The sequence below is a fragment of the Stenotrophomonas maltophilia genome (assembly GCF_039555535.1).
GTDB lineage: Bacteria > Pseudomonadota > Gammaproteobacteria > Xanthomonadales > Xanthomonadaceae > Stenotrophomonas > Stenotrophomonas maltophilia_Q.
The window spans coordinates 1,440,362-1,456,030 of the sequence record NZ_CP154630.1; the positions used below are offsets into that span (position 1 = coordinate 1,440,362).

Annotated in this window: 13 protein-coding genes; 9 read left to right on the forward strand and 4 right to left on the reverse strand. The window is 65.2% G+C overall.

The features are described from left to right. Positions 1-148 precede the first annotated feature (148 nt). Complete coding sequence (locus tag AASM09_RS06675; protein ID WP_049430111.1) at positions 149-1,483, forward strand: dicarboxylate/amino acid:cation symporter; 1,335 nt, start codon at positions 149-151, stop codon at positions 1,481-1,483. A gap of 222 nt (positions 1,484-1,705) precedes the next feature. Here AASM09_RS06675 and AASM09_RS06680 read toward each other — a convergent pair whose 3' ends face one another. After that, positions 1,706-2,479 carry a C40 family peptidase gene (locus AASM09_RS06680; protein ID WP_053091939.1) on the reverse strand — a complete coding sequence of 258 codons (774 nt, stop codon included), beginning with the start codon at positions 2,477-2,479 and terminating at the stop codon, positions 1,706-1,708. Positions 2,480-2,610: 131 nt separating this feature from the next. Further along, entirely contained in the window at positions 2,611-3,150 is a 540-nt protein-coding gene (locus AASM09_RS06685; RefSeq protein WP_049430125.1) for a C40 family peptidase, read from the reverse strand. A 111-nt stretch (positions 3,151-3,261) separates the two neighbouring features. Here AASM09_RS06685 and AASM09_RS06690 point away from each other — a divergent pair, with 111 nt between their 5' ends. The 7 genes from AASM09_RS06690 (at position 3,262) to AASM09_RS06720 (ending at position 9,880) form a co-directional block, all read left to right on the forward strand. Beyond that, a complete protein-coding gene (locus tag AASM09_RS06690) occupies positions 3,262-3,744 on the forward strand; it encodes an FKBP-type peptidyl-prolyl cis-trans isomerase (RefSeq protein ID WP_049430126.1) in 483 nt (160 codons plus the stop codon). Positions 3,745-3,843: 99 nt separating this feature from the next. Then, positions 3,844-5,088, forward strand: coding sequence for a DUF418 domain-containing protein (locus tag AASM09_RS06695; RefSeq protein ID WP_049430113.1), 1,245 nt, complete (start codon positions 3,844-3,846; stop codon positions 5,086-5,088). 3 nt (positions 5,089-5,091) lie between these two features. Next, a complete protein-coding gene (locus AASM09_RS06700) occupies positions 5,092-6,342 on the forward strand; it encodes an FAD-dependent oxidoreductase (protein ID WP_049430115.1) in 1,251 nt (416 codons plus the stop codon). After that, complete coding sequence (gene gorA, locus AASM09_RS06705; protein WP_049430117.1) at positions 6,339-7,697, forward strand: glutathione-disulfide reductase; 1,359 nt, start codon at positions 6,339-6,341, stop codon at positions 7,695-7,697. The genes AASM09_RS06700 and gorA overlap by 4 nt, the downstream gene beginning before the upstream one ends. Before the next feature lie 159 nt (positions 7,698-7,856). Beyond that, a complete protein-coding gene (locus AASM09_RS06710) occupies positions 7,857-8,777 on the forward strand; it encodes a DMT family transporter (protein ID WP_049430127.1) in 921 nt (306 codons plus the stop codon). Continuing rightward, positions 8,774-9,112, forward strand: a complete 339-nt coding sequence (locus AASM09_RS06715; protein WP_224329410.1) for an MGMT family protein — start codon at positions 8,774-8,776, stop codon at positions 9,110-9,112. The genes AASM09_RS06710 and AASM09_RS06715 overlap by 4 nt, the downstream gene beginning before the upstream one ends. Positions 9,113-9,205: 93 nt before the next feature. After that, positions 9,206-9,880, forward strand: a complete 675-nt coding sequence (locus tag AASM09_RS06720; protein ID WP_032128229.1) for a rhomboid family intramembrane serine protease — start codon at positions 9,206-9,208, stop codon at positions 9,878-9,880. A 179-nt stretch (positions 9,881-10,059) separates the two neighbouring features. On the opposite strand, the gene AASM09_RS06725 is transcribed toward AASM09_RS06720, so the two are convergent. Then, on the reverse strand, positions 10,060-11,643 hold the full coding sequence (locus AASM09_RS06725; RefSeq protein WP_049430118.1) for a phytoene desaturase family protein: 1,584 nt from the start codon (positions 11,641-11,643) through the stop codon (positions 10,060-10,062). Between the two features lie 77 nt (positions 11,644-11,720). Continuing rightward, positions 11,721-12,215, reverse strand: coding sequence for a VOC family protein (locus AASM09_RS06730; RefSeq protein ID WP_049430120.1), 495 nt, complete (start codon positions 12,213-12,215; stop codon positions 11,721-11,723). A gap of 317 nt (positions 12,216-12,532) precedes the next feature. Between AASM09_RS06730 and AASM09_RS06735 the strand changes: the two genes are divergently transcribed. After that, on the forward strand, positions 12,533-15,556 hold the full coding sequence (locus tag AASM09_RS06735) for a TonB-dependent receptor (RefSeq protein WP_049430121.1): 3,024 nt from the start codon (positions 12,533-12,535) through the stop codon (positions 15,554-15,556). Positions 15,557-15,669 lie beyond the last annotated feature (113 nt).

Genomic DNA, 15,669 nt, shown 5'->3' on the forward strand with positions numbered 1-15,669 from the left:
CTGGGATCTCACAAACTGTAACGGGACGTTCATTATGCCCGCCCTCGCAAGGCACGCCGATGACACACTGATTTGCCGGCCGGGCGGTCGTTCCCCAGCCGTTGTTGGGCTATCGTGCCAGCATCCCTTCCTTCCCTCTGGATTGCCTATGAAGCTGGTCTCTGCCTGGCTGCGGATTCCATTCTGGCAGCGCGTGGTCGGTGGCTTCGTGCTCGGCGCGCTGGCCGGCTGGGCGCTCGGCCCGGCCGCGGAAACGTGGTTCGGCCCGCTCGGCGAGCTGTACGTCACCCTGATCAAGATGATCGCGGTGCCGCTGGTGTTCTTCGCGGTCATCAATGCGATCTCGTCGCTGCACGGCCAGAAGTCGATCGCCGCGCTCAGTGGCCGCACCTTCCTGTGGTTCGTGATCACCGCCGCGCTGGCGGTGTGCGTTGGCCTGGCCGTAGGCACGGTGCTGCAGCCCGGCGCGGGTGGCCTGCAGTTGGCGATGGCCAGCAACTATGTGCCGCGCGAAGTGCCCAGCGTGGTACAGGTATTGCTGGACGTGGTGCCGGCCAATGTCTTCTATGCGCTGTCCGGCATCGGCACCAAGGTCAATGCCGCGGGTGAAACCGTGCTGGCCGCCGGCCGTGGCTCGATCCTGCCGGTGATCTTCTTTGCTGGTCTGGTCGGTTTCGCCATCGTCAAGCTGGGCGAGAAGGTGACCGAGGCGCGCAAGCTGGTCGGCCAGATGAGCGACATCATGATCCAGGTGACCCGCTTCGTGCTGGAAGTCACCCCGATCGGTACCTTCGGGCTGATCGCCGGTCTGGTCGGCAGCTACGGGTTCGAGAAGCTGCTGCCGCTGGGTCATTTCGTGCTGGCCCTGTACGTGGCCTGTGCCCTGCACATCGTGGTGGTCTACAGCGCACTGCTGCTGGCGCATGGTCTGAATCCGCTGAAGTTCTTCCGCGGCGCGGCGCCGGGCATGCAGGTGGCCTTCGTCAGCTCGTCCAGCTTCGCCGCGATGCCGGTGGCGCTGCGTTCGATCACCCACAACCTGGGCGTTAACAAGGACTACGGTTCGTTCGCGGTGCCGCTGGGCGCCAGCATCAAGATGGACGGCTGTGGTGCGATCTATCCGGCGCTGTGCGCGGTGTTCATCGCGCAGTACAGCGGTGTGCCGCTGACCCCGGAACAGTACGTGGTGGTGCTGATCGCCTCGGTGCTGGGCAGCTTCGGTACGGCCGGCGTGCCAGGTACCGCGGTGATCATGGCTACGGTGGTGCTGAGCGCGGCCAACCTGCCGCTGGAGACGATCGGCTACCTGTATGCCATCGACCGCATCCTGGACATGATGCGCACGATGACGAACGTGACGGGCCAGATGCTGGTGCCGGTGATCGTGGCCAAGGAGACCGGCCTGCTCGACCAGGCGGTGTATGACAACCCGTCCAGCAACGTGGGCGTGGATGATCCCGACCCGACACCGCCACGCGGCTGAGGTTGCGTGGTGGTGATGGAAGGCCCGCCCTGACCGGCGGGCCTTTTGTTTTGTTCCGGTAGATCCACGCCACGAGGATGGTGGCGGTGCCGACCAAGGTCGGCACCCACCAGGGCAGATGGCGCTGTGCCGACCAAGGTCGGCACCTACCGGGGGCGCAAACAAAAAAGCCGCTGCAGGGCAGCGGCTTCTCGCATCAGGCGGCTCGGTGGCGCCAACCGGTCAGAGGTCGACCCGGCGGGCCTGCATGAACTTGTTGCCCCAGTAGCCACTGAGCAGGGTGTCCACGCGGACGTCCTTGCCGGAGCTCGGTGCGTGCAGGAAGCGGCCATCGCCCACATAGATGCCCACGTGGTCGACGCGGCCCTTGCGGCCGAAGAACACCAGGTCACCAGCGGCCAGCGCGGTGCGGTCGTTGATCAGTTCGGCGTTGTCGTCGTGCGCCATTTCGCGCGAGACGCGCGGCAGCTCGATACCCAGGGCCGAGCGGAACACGTAACCGACCAGGCCACTGCAGTCGAAGCCGCTGTCCGGGTTGCTGCCACCCCAACGGTACGGGGTGCCCAGCAGCGTCATTGCACGGCGCAGCAGCGACTGCACCTTGCCGTTGTCGGCCGCGGTGCCGACAACGCTGCCATTGGCAGCGCTGCTGGTGTCGTAGTTGGCGAGGAGGCGGCTGAGGTCACCGGCCACCACGGCCGAGCGGTCCATCAGCGGAATGGTGTCGTTGGCGGCCAGGTGCGGCAGCAGGGCGGCCAGGGTAGCGCTGGCGGCGGCGTCGACGCGGCTGCGCTGCGGAGCGGCAGCCTCGGCCTTGGCGGCCGGTCGGGCGGTACTCTCGGCCACCGGGGCCGGGGTTGCATCGGAACGGTTCGGAGCAGTCTGCGACCAGGCCGGGAGGCTGGTCAGACACAGTGCCAGGCCAAGCAACAACGGGCGGGCACTGCGTGAAGATACGGAAGTCTGGCCTTCGCTTTTCAGGTCGTCAGTCGTCACGCGTCGGTCACAGGAAAAAAACGATGGGGCATCATGCCCTGTAAAAGCGCGGATAAGTTAAAAATTCCGTTAGTAATCCGTTAGTTTCAAGGTGATGTGCGTCACAGTTTTGAACATATCGCCTGTTCATCTTAGCGAAGGACACGTTTCGCGCCTGTGTAGTGGTCCTTCCAGTAGGGACCGCTGAGCGAGTCCAGCCGCACGGTGCCACCGGTACTCGGCGCGTGCACGAAACGCCCTTCACCTACATAAATGCCAACGTGGGTGACGCTGCCGCGGCTGCCGAAGAACACCAGATCGCCGGTGGCCAGGCGCTGCGGATCGATCTTCGGGCCCTGTACCGCCGCGAGATCGCGCGAAGTACGTGGCAGCTTCAGGTCCAGCATCTCGCGGTAGACATAGGCGACCAGGCCGCTGCAGTCGAAGCCCGAATCGGGGGTGTTGCCGCCATAGCGGTAGGGGGTGCCGACCAGGCTGATGGCGCGCATCAGCACCGAGTTGGCCGCCTCCGGGTTGTCCGGCACGGTCTTCGGCCAGTTCGCCGTAGGCGGGGGAGGTGCAGGTCGGGTGGCCTTGCCACCGCCGCAGGCGGTCATCAGCAGGGGCAGGGCCAGCAGCAGGGCCGGGGCGAGAAGCCGGCGGAGGCCGGACGAAACTGGCGTGATGTGCATGATCTCCGGATAATGCGCCACCTTGGATTGGCCGTCATGATGGCGGCGTCCCCGCCGGGCGACAACCCGCCCCAACCCGCCTGCCTCCGGCAGATCCAGACAGAGTTGCGCATGAAGATCGAAAAAGACCGCGTTGTCCGCTTCCACTACACCGTTTCCGAAGTCGGCCAGGAGCCGATCGAATCGTCCAAGGACCGCGGCGAGCCGCTGGCGATCCTGATCGGCCACGGCAACATCATCCCGGGCCTGGAAAACGCCATGATGGACAAGGAAGCCGGCGCGACCTTCAGCGTCGATGTCAATGCTGCCGACGCCTACGGCGAGCGCCGTGAGGGCCTGTCCCAGCGCGTGCCGAAGAAGCACTTCGGCAACACCAGGCTGGCTCCGGGCCAGCAGGTCGTGCTGCAGACCAACTTCGGCCCGCGTGCGGTGACCGTGCAGAAGGTCGGCATGAGCGTCGTCGACGTTGACCTGAACCACCCGATGGCTGGCAAGGACCTGCACTTCGACGTGGAAATCGTCGATGTGCGCGAAGCCGGCCAGGAAGAGATCGATCACGGCCACGTCCACGGCGACGGTGGTCACCACCACTGATCGCAGCGCGATCGTGATGTCAGCAACGGCCCGCTTCGGCGGGCCGTTGCGTTTCTGGAACACGGCGCGCCCATCCACGGCGTGCGGGCCGACGGCATAATGACGGACCTGCCCGACGGATGCCCCGTGAACGCCGCTTCTCCTTCCCTGCAGCCGATGGCCTCCGGCGAACGCATCGCCGTGCTGGACGTGCTGCGCGGTGCCGCGCTGCTGGGCATCCTGCTGATGAACATCGAGGCCTTCAGCGGGCCGCTGGACCTGGCGTTCACCGGCATCGACGTGCACTGGCATGGCATTGACTACTGGGCCGATGCCTTTGTCTATGTGTTCGTGCAGGGCAAGTTCTTCACGCTGTTCTCGCTGTTGTTCGGCGCCGGCTTTGCGGTGATGGCGCAACGCGCCGAGCTGGCTGCGCGTGATTTCACCCCGTTCTACCTGCGTCGCAGTGCCGGTCTGCTGCTGATCGGCCTGTGCCATGCAGTGCTGGTCTGGTCGGGCGACATCCTGGTGCTGTACGCGCTGATCTCGCTGCCGCTGCTGGCCTGCCGGGAGGCGCCGCGCAGCTGGCTGCCGTGGATGGGCGCGACGGTCTACCTCGGCGGCGTGGCGATGATGCTGCTGGTCGGCGCGATGGTGTCGATGGCCTCTGCGGACGAGGTGCGGGAAATGCTCACCGAGGCGCAGCAGGGCATCGATCTGCAGCGCCAGGTGTACGGGCACGGCAGCTGGATGCAGGCCACCGTCCAGCGGGTGAATGAGTTCGGCGCGTCGATGGGGGCGCTGCTGATCACCGGTCCGGAGGTGCTTGGCATGTTCCTGATCGGCAGCTGGTTTGCCGGCAGCGGCGCGTTGGCCACACCGGAGCGCTTCCCGCGGTTGTACGCGGTGTTGCGTTGGGTGGCGCTGCCCCTCGGCCTGCTGGTCACGCTGCTGGGTGTTGCCTGGAAACCGTATCTGGCGCCGGGCGCCTACGATCTGCCGGTGACGGCGGCGATGGCGCTGGTGACGATCGGCGGCCTGCCGATGTGCCTGGGCTACCTGGCCTGGATCGTGCACTGGCGCGCGCGGCTGGGCTGGCTGGCGCCGGTCGGGCGCATGGCGTTGACCCATTACCTCGGCCAGTCCCTGCTGTGCACCTGGTTGTTCTATCACTACGGCCTGGGCGCGTTCGAAATGATGCCACGCAGCGTGCAGCTGCTGTTCGCGCTGCTGCTGTTCACCGTGCAGCTGGGCATCTCGCACGCTTGGCTGCGCCACTTCCGCTTTGGGCCGATGGAATGGCTGTGGCGCGCGATGACCTACCGGCAGTGGCCGCCGATGCGGCGCGGAGCCGGGCAGGGCTGATCGATGCTGGGCGCGCGCGAGGATGTGATCGTGGTGGGCGCCGGTGCCATCGGTCTGGCCGCCGCGCTCGCACTGCGTGCGCAGGGGCGGCAGGTGCGTGTGATCGATCGTGGCCGCATTGGTGCGGCAACCTCGCACGGCAACTGCGGCACCGTTACTCCCAGCCATGCACCTCCACTGGCTGCGCCTGGCGTGCCACTGCGCGCATTGCGCTGGATGCTCGATCCGCGTGCGCCGCTGTATGTGCGCACCCGCCTGGATCCGGTGCTGTGGCGCTGGTTGCTGCAGTTCGGTGCACGCTGCAACACGCGTGACTGGCTGCAATCCACGCGGGCACGGGGTGCATTGCTGAACGACTCGCGGCTGCGCCTGGCCGATTGGGTGCAGGCGCATGCACTGGAGTGCGAGTTCGATACGCGCGGGCTGGACTATGTGTTCGGCGATGCGCGCAACTTCGACCACTACGCGGCCGAGTGCGAAGCACTGAACAGGCAGGGTATCGCCACGGCCTGCATCGACGGGGCCGGCTACGCACGTGCCAATCCGGCCTTCCACGACCGCCTGGCCGGCGCGATCCACTTTCCCGGTGATGCGCAGCTGCGGCCGGACCGCTACACCGCGGAGCTGGCACGTGTACTGCGCGCGCAGGGCGTGGTGATCGACGAGCAGAAGGACGTGCAGGGCTTCAGCGACGATGCACACGGGGTACGCGTGCAGGTCGGTGGGCAGGCCCTGCGGGCACGTGAGCTGGTGCTGGCCACCGGCCCGTGGTCGCGCGACTGGGCACGGCAACTGGATCTGCGCGTGCCGATCCAGCCCGGCAAAGGCTACTCGCTGACCTGGTCGCGACCGGCGCAGGTGCCACAGCGTCCGGTGGTGCTGAAAGACCATTCCGTGTTCGTGATCGCCTGGCGCGAAGCGCTGCGGCTGGGCGGCACCATGGAATTCGCCGGTGCCGATCCGCAGCTGCGCACGGCCCGCCTGCAGGCTTTGCAGCAGGCCGCCGACCACTACCTGCGCGCGCCACGCGGTGCGCAGCTGCAGGAGCAGTGGTGCGGGTGGCGCCCCATGAGCGTGGACGACGTGCCGTTGATCGGCCGCGCACCCGCGCATCCTCACGTCTGGCTTGCGGCGGGGCATGGCATGCTCGGCATCAGCATGAGCGCCGGCACCGGCCAGCTGATTGCCGATCTCGTCTGCGGCCGCACACCAGCGATCGATCCTGCCCCTTACCGACCCGAGCGATTCCGATGAGCACTGCACCCTATGATTACGACCTGATCGTCCTTGGCGGTGGCTCCGCCGGCCTGGCCGGTGCGATCCGCGCGGCGCAGCATGGCAAGCGCGTGGCGATGCTGGAGCCCGGCGAGCTGGGCGGTACCTGTGTCAACGTTGGCTGCGTGCCGAAGAAGGCGATGTGGCTGGCGGCCGACCTGCACGAGCGCATCGGCCTGGCCAATGCGATGGGCTTCGATGTCGAGGCACGCCCGTCGTTGTCGTGGAAGGAGCTGGTGATCCATCGCCAGGCCTACATCAGCAACATCCACACCAGCTACCACAAGCGCCTGGATGAAACCGGCGTGGTGCGCATTCCGGCGCGCGGCCATCTGCTCGATGCGCATACCGTCGCCTGCAGCGATGGCGTGCGTTACAGCGCCGAACACATCCTGATCGCCACCGGCGCGCACCCGCTGCGCCCGGATGTTCCCGGTGCCGAACTGGGCCTGGTTTCCGATGACTTCTTCGATCTGCGCGCGGCACCGGCCGAGGTCGCGATCATCGGCGGTGGCTACATTGCAGTGGAACTGGCCGGCCTGCTGCAGGCGCTGGGCAGCAGGGTGAGCCTGCTGGTGCGCGGAAAGCGCTTGCTGGAACGCTTCGATTACGAGCTGACCGACCAGCTGGCCGAGAACCTGAAACAGCAGGGCGTGCGCATCCATTTCGACTACCGCCTGCGCGAACTGCAGCGCGAGGGCGAACGCGTGCGTGCGTTCGGCCATGACGGCCCGCTCGACACCGTGTTTGATGCAGTGTTCTTCGCCACCGGCCGGCGCGGCAACAGTCGTGACCTGGGCCTGGAAGCGCTGGGCATCGGCATCGGCGAGCACCAGCAGGTGGAGGTGGACGAATGGCAGACCACCAGCGTGCCGAGCGTGCATGCGGTCGGCGACATCGCCGGCAAAGTCGGCCTGACCCCGGTGGCGGTGGCCGCATCGCGGCGCCTGATGGACCGCCTGTTCGGCGGCCGCCCGCAGTCGAAGATGGATTATGAGAACGTGGCCAGCGTGGTGTTCTCGCACCCGCCACTGGGCGCGGTGGGCATGAGCGAGGAAGAAGCACGCGCCCGTTTCGACCAGGTGAGCGTGTACCACAGCCGCTTCCGCCCGATGCTGCAGGCGCTTGCCAACGGTACCCAGCGCAGCCTGTTCAAGATGGTCTGCGTGGGCCCGGAAGAGCGGGTGGTAGGCATCCATCTGCTGGGTGAAGCGGCCGACGAGATCCTGCAGGGCTTCGCGGTGGCGGTGAAGATGGGCGCGACCAAGGCCCAGTTCGACGATACCGTGGCGATCCACCCGACCTCGGCCGAGGAAGTGGTGCTGATGCGCTGAGCCCGCAGTTGTAGAGCCGAGCCTATGCTCGGCTGCATTCCGTGCAGGCATGGTGCAGCCGAGCGCAGGCTCGGCTCTACAGGGCACCGGGCGCCTCCATGCGACAATGACGGCCCCCACGCCTTTCCGGGCCGCCCTATGCGGCCCGCCGTCGTCCTGATGTCCAGCCCCACTTCCCGTATCGCAACCGCTTCCCCCCGCATCGCGCTGAGTGGAATCGGCCTGGCCGCGATCGGTGCCATCACCGCCTCCGGCAAGGCGATCATCGTCAAGCTCGGCCTGCGTCATGGCGTCGATGCCACCACGCTGCTCGCGCTGCGCATGCTGATGGCGCTGCCGCTGTTCGTACTGATGGCACTGTGGGCCGCGCGCCGGGCCACGCCGCTGTCCTGGGCCGACCGCGCCCGCGTGCTGTGGCTGGGCTTCACCGGCTACTACCTGTCCAGCCTTCTCGATTTCCAGGGCTTGCAGTACATCAGCGTGACCCTTGAACGGCTGATCCTTTACTTGAATCCTACCCTGGTGCTGCTGATCAATGTGCTGCTGGCGCGCCAGCGGCCCGGACGCTGGCAGATCGGTGCGTTGGTGCTGAGCTATCTGGGCGTGCTGCTGGCCTTCGGGCATGACCTGCAGCGCGAGGGCGGGCAGATCATCGTCGGCAGCCTGCTGGTGCTGGGCAGTGCGCTCAGCTACGCGCTGTACCTGTTCGGCAGTGGGCAGGTGGTCGCGCGCATCGGTGCGGTACGCCTGACCGCCTACGCCAGCTGCGTGGCCAGCGTGCTGGTGCTGCTGCACTTCGCGGTGACCCATCCACTGCCGCTGCTGTGGCAGGCGCCGGCGCCAGTGCAGTGGCTGTCGCTGGTCAATGCCACCGTGTGCACGGTGCTGCCGGTACTGGCGATCATGCTGGCGGTGCAGCGCGTGGGTTCGTCGCTGGCCGCGCAGGTCGGTATGCTGGGCCCTGTTTCCACCATCGTGATGAGCCTATGGCTGCTCGACGAACCGATGGGGCCGGCGCAGATCGCCGGCACCGTGCTGGTGCTGATCGGCGTACTGCTGGTGACCCGCCTGCGGCGCTGACGCCGGAGCAGGCGCGTGCGCGCATCCTGGCGGTGATCCGCGCGATCCCGGCGGGGCAGGTGATGGGCTATGGCCAGGTGGCGATGCGTGCCGGCCTGCCGGGGCGTGCGCGCTTGACCGCACGCATCCTCGGCCAGAACGACGATCCCGACCTGCCCTGGCATCGCGTGCTGCGTTCGGATGGGCGAATTGCCATGGAAGAAGGGTCGGCCGGCTGGCGCGAGCAGTCACAGCGGCTGCGCGCCGAGGGCGTGGTGGTGGAGAACGGCCGGGTGCGGATGCCGGCCACCGATCCAGCCGCGGCGCTGGATGCTGCCGTGTGGGGCCCGGGCTGAGCACCGCTGGCGACTGAACAGGCCACGCCTGCGGGTCGCCAACAAGACACGGTGCTGCGGCTATGATGGAGGCCGTTCCATGCCGGTGCTCCCATGTTCCCGCGACTGCCTACCGTCACCAAGGCCCTGCTGATCGCCAACGCGATCCTGTTCCTGCTGCAGCAGCCGTTCCTGCTCGGCATGCAGACCTTCGAGCCGTTCATGCTGCAACCGCTGCAGCAGGGCTTCGATGCGTTCTCGCCGGGCGGCAACTTCCAGCCGTGGCAGCTGCTGACCTATGGCTTCCTGCATGGCAGCTTCGGCCACCTGTTCTTCAACATGCTGGCAGTCTTCATGTTCGGCGCGCCGCTGGAGCAGACCTGGGGCGAGAAACGCTTCCTGCTGTACTACCTGGTCTGCGTGGCCGGTGCCGGTGTCTGCCAGTTGCTGGTGGGTACGTTGCTGGAGAATCCGGCCACGGTGCTGGGCGCTTCCGGCGGAGTGTTCGGCCTGTTGCTGGCCTACGGCATGCTGTTCCCGAACCAGCGGGTGATGCTGCTGTTCCCACCGATCCCGATGAAGGCGCGAACCTTCGTGATCCTGTTCGGCGTGGGTGAGCTGGTGCTGGGCATGACCGGCTGGCAGCCGGGCGTGGCCCACTTCGCGCATCTGGGCGGCATGCTGTTCGGCTGGCTGCTGATCCGCTACTGGCGAGGGCAATCGCCGTTCAACAAGCGCCGACCGCCCGGCCCGCCGAAGCGCCCGAACCATCTGCGCAGCGTCAAATGATCCGAAGGATCATTTGACGCGGTAGGTGCCAACCTTGGTTGGCACGCCTTGTCCCACGCGGGTAGGTGCCAACCTTGGTTGGCAATCATCCCTGTTGTTTCGTACCAACCAAGGTTGGTACCCACCAACGGCAGGTCATGCATGCGGCGGGTACGCGCGCATCCACGCACGGCGTGGATCTACAGATCCTGTAACACCACCTGCGCGGCATTGTGCCCGGGCGCACCCGTGACGCCACCACCGGGGTGGGTACCCGAACCACACAGGTACAACCCGGGCAGGGCACCGCGATAGCCGGCCTGGCCAACCATCGGCCGTGCCGAGAACAACTGGTGGGCACTGAGCGCGCCGTGGAAGATGTCGCCACCGACCAGGCCGAAGGTGCGCTCCAGATCAAGCGGCGACAACACCTGCCGACCGAGGATGCTGACAGCGAAACCCGGCGCATACCGTTCAACGGTAGCGATCATCAGATCGGCGACTGCTTCACGATGATCATCCCAGTGACGCCCGTCGGGCAGCACCGGCGCCACGTGCTGGCAGAACAGGCTGGCCACATGCTGTCCGGGCGGCGCCAGCGAATCGTCCAGCGTGCTGGGAATCAGCATTTCCACGATCGGCTCGCGTGACCAGCCATCGCGGCGCGCATCCAGCCAGGCGCGGTCCATGTAGTCCAGGCTGGGCGCCATGATGATGCCGGCGCTGAGGTGATCGCCGGGGCCGGGCAGGGCGCGGAAGTCCGGCAGCCGCGACAGCGCGAGGCTCATCCGGAACGTCCCGGAGCCGCAGCGCCAGTGTGCCATCCGCTCGCGCGTCGCCGCCGGTACCTGCGCCGGTTCCAGCAACTGCTCGTACAGCAGCTTGGGGTTGACGTTGGCGACTACGGCGCGTGCGCGCAGGATTTCGCCGTTGGCCAGTTCCACTCCCACGACGCGGCCCTGTTCGGTCAGTACCCGTTGCACGCCGGCATCCACGCGCAGTTCGGCTCCGGCCTCGCGCGCCGCGCTGGCAATCGCCTGGCTGATCGCGCCCATGCCGCCGATTGCATGGCCCCAGGCACCCTTCACGCCATTGCACTGGCCGAACACGTGGTGCAGCAGCACGTAGGCGCTTCCGGGCGTGTAGGGGCTGGCATAGTTGCCGACGATGCCATCGAAGCCGAACAGCGCCTTGATCGGCGCGCTCTCGAACCAGCGGTCCAGGTACTCAGCCGCTGAAAGCGTGAACAGGTCCAGCAGTTCCTGGCGCAGCGAAGCATCCAGCGTTGCCAGTTCGCGGCCGAGACGGCCCATCTGCCACAGCGCGGGCAGGGCACGCCAGCCGCCGGCCACGCCGACGTCCGGGGGGGCGCGCAGGGCCCACGCACGCAGCACGTCGGCGAAGATCTCCAGGCGTGCTTCATACGCTGGCAGCGCCTGCGCATCGCGTTCGGAGAATTTCGCGACCTCGGCCTGGGTGCGGCCGGGCGCCGACAACAGGTAGCGGCCGTCCGGCAATGGCAGGAAGTTGTTGACCGGGCGCGCGACAATGCGCAGCCCATGCGCCTGCAACTGCAGGTCGTCGATCACCTTCGGCTGCAGCAACGACACCGTGTACGACGCCACCGAGTTGCGGAAGCCGGGATGGAATTCCTCGGTGACCGCGGCGCCGCCGAGCACGCCACGCCGTTCGAGCACCAGCACCTGTTTGCCGGCGCGTGCCAGATAGGCTGCACAGACCAACCCGTTGTGGCCGCCGCCGACGATGAGTGCATCCCAGGTCATCAGCACCTCTGAAGAAAGCGGGCGGAGGGGATTGCGTTGCAATCAGCATCTGATCACAGACCCGTGCGGGAAGCGATTTAATTCCCTCCGCCCCCTTTTTGGATCGCGGCTTCGATGGTGGCGATGTCGATCTTCTTCATCGGCATCATCGCGTTGAAGGCGCGCTTGGCCAGTGCCTTGTCCTTGCTGGTCACTGCTTCGATCAGCATGCGCGGGCTGATCTGCCAGGAGATGCCCCAACGGTCCTTGCACCAGCCGCATTGGCTCTCCTGGCCCCCGTTGCCGACGATCGCGTTCCACAGGCGGTCGGTCTCGGCCTGATCCTCGGTCTGGATCTGGAAGGAGAACGCTTCGCTGTGCTTGAACGCGCTGCCGCCGTTGAGGCCGACGCAGGGAACGCCGCAGACAGTGAATTCGACGGTCAGAACGTTGCCTTCCTTGCCGTCGGGGTAGTCGCCCGGCGCGTGATGCACGGCGGTGACCGCGCTGTCGGGCAGGAGGCTGGCATAGAAGGTGGCGGCCTCGAGCGCGCCATTGTCGTACCAGACACAGATCGTGTTCTTGTGTGCCATGTCGGGGCTCTACGTTGGACGAAGCCACAGCGATAGCACGGCCGCTGTTAACCCGGGATCTGTATCACGGCCAACGGAGACAGGGTGGGGGAGCCGGCCGAAAGCGGCTGCAAGTCTCTGATTGTTAAATAAAACATGAATGAGCTTCATGTTTGTGTCGAAATTTTTCCTTTAATTTCAATTGGTTGTTTTTGTTCAGCTGCCATTGCAAATTAAGAATTGATGAAATTAATATTTGGTTCAGCTGCAAGGAACTGTCGCTTCCATGCAGCAATTCTGCAATCGCAGCCTGATCTTCATCGAATCAAGGAAACTCCATGACCAGCAGCAAGCACGTCGCAAGGCTGAAGCGCACCGCCTTGGCGGTCGTCCTGACTTCTTTCATTGGCGCCGCCGCCGCTCAGAGCACGACCGGTTCGTTGTACGGCAGCGCGCCCGCCGGTACGACCATCGTGGTTCAGAGCGACACGGGCCTGAAGCGCTCGGCGACCGTCGACAGCAATGGCCGCTACAACCTCGGCTCGCTGCCGGTGGGCAAGTACACCATCATCCAGCAGCGTGACGGCCAGACTGTCGAGCAGCGCGAGAATGTGCTGTTGAAGGTTGGCGTTGGCACCGAGGTGTCGTTTGCCGGTGGCGCCAGCGCCGCCACCACACTGGAGGCAGTGAACGTCGTTGCAGCGAATGTGCCGAAGATCGATGTCACCAACACAGTATCCAAGTCGGTCATCACATCCGAGCAGCTGGACGTGTTGCCTTTGGGGCGCAGTGCCGAAGCCATCGCACTGCTGGCGCCAGGTGTTGTCTCGGGCAGTGGCGCGTTCAGCAATGGCTCGCGTTCGGTGCTGTCCTTCGGCGGCTCCAGTGTCACTGAGAATGCCTACTATCTGAACGGCTTTCTGGCCAACAATCCGCTCAGCAATCTGGGTGGTATCAGCCTGCCATACGGGTCGATCGACCAGCAGGAAACGTTCATGGGCGGTTACGGAGCGGGATACGGGCGCTCCACCGGCGGCGTGATCAACCAGCTCGGCAAGCGCGGCACCAATGAATGGCATTTCGGCGTGCAGGCTACCTGGGCGCCGGATTCGCTGTCGGCTTCTGCGGCCACTGTCATCTATCCCAATCGCCAGCTGCCCAATGGATACAGCTACACCGATGACTCGTTGCCTGGCTCGCTCTATCGCTACCGCAAGGATGATGTCGCCACGCGTACCACCTACAGTGGCTACGCCAGTGGCCCGCTGATCGAGGATCGCCTGTTCATCCACCTGGCTGCGGAAAAGGACCGCACCGAAGGTGTGTCCACGAACAGCTCTGCAGCAACGCAGCAGGTGCGCAACCACTACACCATCGATGCGCCGAAGTTCTATGGAAAGATCGACTGGAACATCAACGATAGCAACACGCTGGAATACACCCGTGTGCAGAACACCGATCGCAACGGTGGCTACTACCGATCGTTCGATTACGAGGACCTGGCCGAAGGTGATCGCACCGGCACGTTCCCGAACACCACGAAGCTCAAGGACGACTTTGACATCTTCAAGTACACCGGCTACCTGAACGATGACCTGACCCTGAGTGCGGTATGGGGTCGTAGCAAGGAGAGCAATCTGGAGTCGAATCCGCTGGATACGGCCAACCCCTATCTCAGCAGCCCGGGCAATCAGGATCCGTCCATTACCGGTGGCCGCCCCATCCGCAATGACCAGTCGGCGCTCTATACCAAGTCGTCCGATGCGGGCAGCAAGACCCGAGGTCTGCGTGTAGACCTGCAGTACCGTATCGGCAACCACGAGCTGACTGGTGGCATCGACAACATGTACTTCCAGGGGCATAACGAAGGCCAGGCGATGACCGGGCCGGGGTACGCCTGGATCTATGGCCGTGTCGATCCGGCCTCGTCGCCGAATCCGGGCTTTGACATCACCCCGCCGGGCGGCAATGGCTACTTCGTGCAGAAGTACATCTTCTCCACGACCACCAGCATGTCGGTCAAGCAGAAGGCCTACTATCTGGAGGACCGTTGGCAGGTCACGCCGAACTGGTTGGTGACCCTCGGCATCCGCAATGACAAGTTCACCAACTACAACAGCGCGGCCAAGCCTTACGTCGACAGCGGTGACCAGTGGGCGCCGCGTCTGGGCGCGAGCTGGGACGTGTTTGGCGATTCGTCGCTGAAGGTGTTCGCCAACCTGGGCCGTTACTACCTGGCGTTGCCCAACAGCGTTGCCATTCGTGGTGCGTCCGCCTCGACGTTCACCCGCGAGTACTTCACCTATAGCGGAATTGATGCCAACGGCAACCCGACCGGGTTGACCGCTCTGGGCCCGGGCCCGGTGTCAGCCAACAATGAATATGGCCAGACCCCTGATCCGTTGTCGATTGCGCCGACCGACCTGAAGTCGCAGTACCAGGACGAGCTGATCCTTGGCTTCGAGAAGACGCTGGGCGAGCGCTGGAGCTCCGGTGCCAAGTTCACCTATCGTCGCCTGCAGACGGCCATCGACGATACCTGTGACTCCGATCGCATCCATGACAAGCTTGCCGCGATGGGCGTCGACGACAGCAATCTCGATGTCCCGGGCTGTGTGATCTTCAATCCGGGCAAGACCAATACCTTCATGATCCGGCACGCGGATGGTTCGGGTTACACGCCGGTGCAGATGAGCTCCGCCGACTGGGGTTACGGCAACAAGAAGGCCAAGCGTGACTACATCGCCGTCGATCTGTTCATCGAGCACCCGCTGAGCGACAAGTGGTACGGACGTCTGGATTACACCTGGTCGCGCAGCTTCGGCAATACCGAAGGCCAGGTGAAGTCGGATATCGGCCAGGATGACGTCTCCAAGACCCAGGACTGGGATGCCGCGGCACTGATGGAATACGCGGGCGGCTATCTGGCGAACGACCGTCGTCACCAGCTGAAGGGCTATGGCGCCTATATGTTCAACGACGAGTGGTCGGCGTCGGCCACCCTGCGGATCATGTCGGGAGCGCCGAAGAGCTGCCTGGGCTACTACGGCACCGATGAGAGTGATCCGCTGGGCTACGACGCTGCCTATCACTATTGCGGTGGCAAGCCGTCGCGCCCGGGTGACGCAGGCCGGCAGCCCTGGACGACCCGCCTGGATCTGGGCGTGATGTATCGCCCTTCGTTTGCCGATCACAAGCTGGCTTTCAGCCTGGATGTTTTCAATGTGCTGAACCAGCGTCGTGCCGTGCAGTCTGACGCGGTCTATGAAGATGGCCCCTATACGGTGTCCAACACCTACGGCATGGGTACCTACTTCAGCGCACCTCGTTCGGTTCGTGTCAGTGCGTCCTACGACTTCTGATCGCAGCACCTGATCGATCTCTCCAGAAAACGACCTGGACCCCGGCCATGCCGGGGTTCCTTTTTTGGGTCGCCAGGCGAAAAAAAGGGCGCCCGAAGGCGCCCTCTGCATTA

Excerpts from the sequence above, each read along its gene's own strand:
- AASM09_RS06675 (WP_049430111.1), top strand. The coding sequence starts at position 149 with ATGAAGCTGGTCTCTGCCTGGCTGCGGATTCCATTCTGGCAGCGCGTG.
- AASM09_RS06685 (WP_049430125.1), bottom strand. The coding sequence starts at position 3,150 with ATGCACATCACGCCAGTTTCGTCCGGCCTCCGCCGGCTTCTCGCCCCG.
- AASM09_RS06690 (WP_049430126.1), top strand. The coding sequence starts at position 3,262 with ATGAAGATCGAAAAAGACCGCGTTGTCCGCTTCCACTACACCGTTTCC.
- AASM09_RS06695 (WP_049430113.1), top strand. The coding sequence starts at position 3,844 with ATGACGGACCTGCCCGACGGATGCCCCGTGAACGCCGCTTCTCCTTCC.
- AASM09_RS06700 (WP_049430115.1), top strand. The coding sequence starts at position 5,092 with ATGCTGGGCGCGCGCGAGGATGTGATCGTGGTGGGCGCCGGTGCCATC.
- gorA (WP_049430117.1), top strand. The coding sequence starts at position 6,339 with ATGAGCACTGCACCCTATGATTACGACCTGATCGTCCTTGGCGGTGGC.
- AASM09_RS06710 (WP_049430127.1), top strand. The coding sequence starts at position 7,857 with ATGTCCAGCCCCACTTCCCGTATCGCAACCGCTTCCCCCCGCATCGCG.
- AASM09_RS06720 (WP_032128229.1), top strand. The coding sequence starts at position 9,206 with ATGTTCCCGCGACTGCCTACCGTCACCAAGGCCCTGCTGATCGCCAAC.
- AASM09_RS06725 (WP_049430118.1), bottom strand. The coding sequence starts at position 11,643 with ATGACCTGGGATGCACTCATCGTCGGCGGCGGCCACAACGGGTTGGTC.
- AASM09_RS06730 (WP_049430120.1), bottom strand. The coding sequence starts at position 12,215 with ATGGCACACAAGAACACGATCTGTGTCTGGTACGACAATGGCGCGCTC.
- AASM09_RS06735 (WP_049430121.1), top strand. The coding sequence starts at position 12,533 with ATGACCAGCAGCAAGCACGTCGCAAGGCTGAAGCGCACCGCCTTGGCG.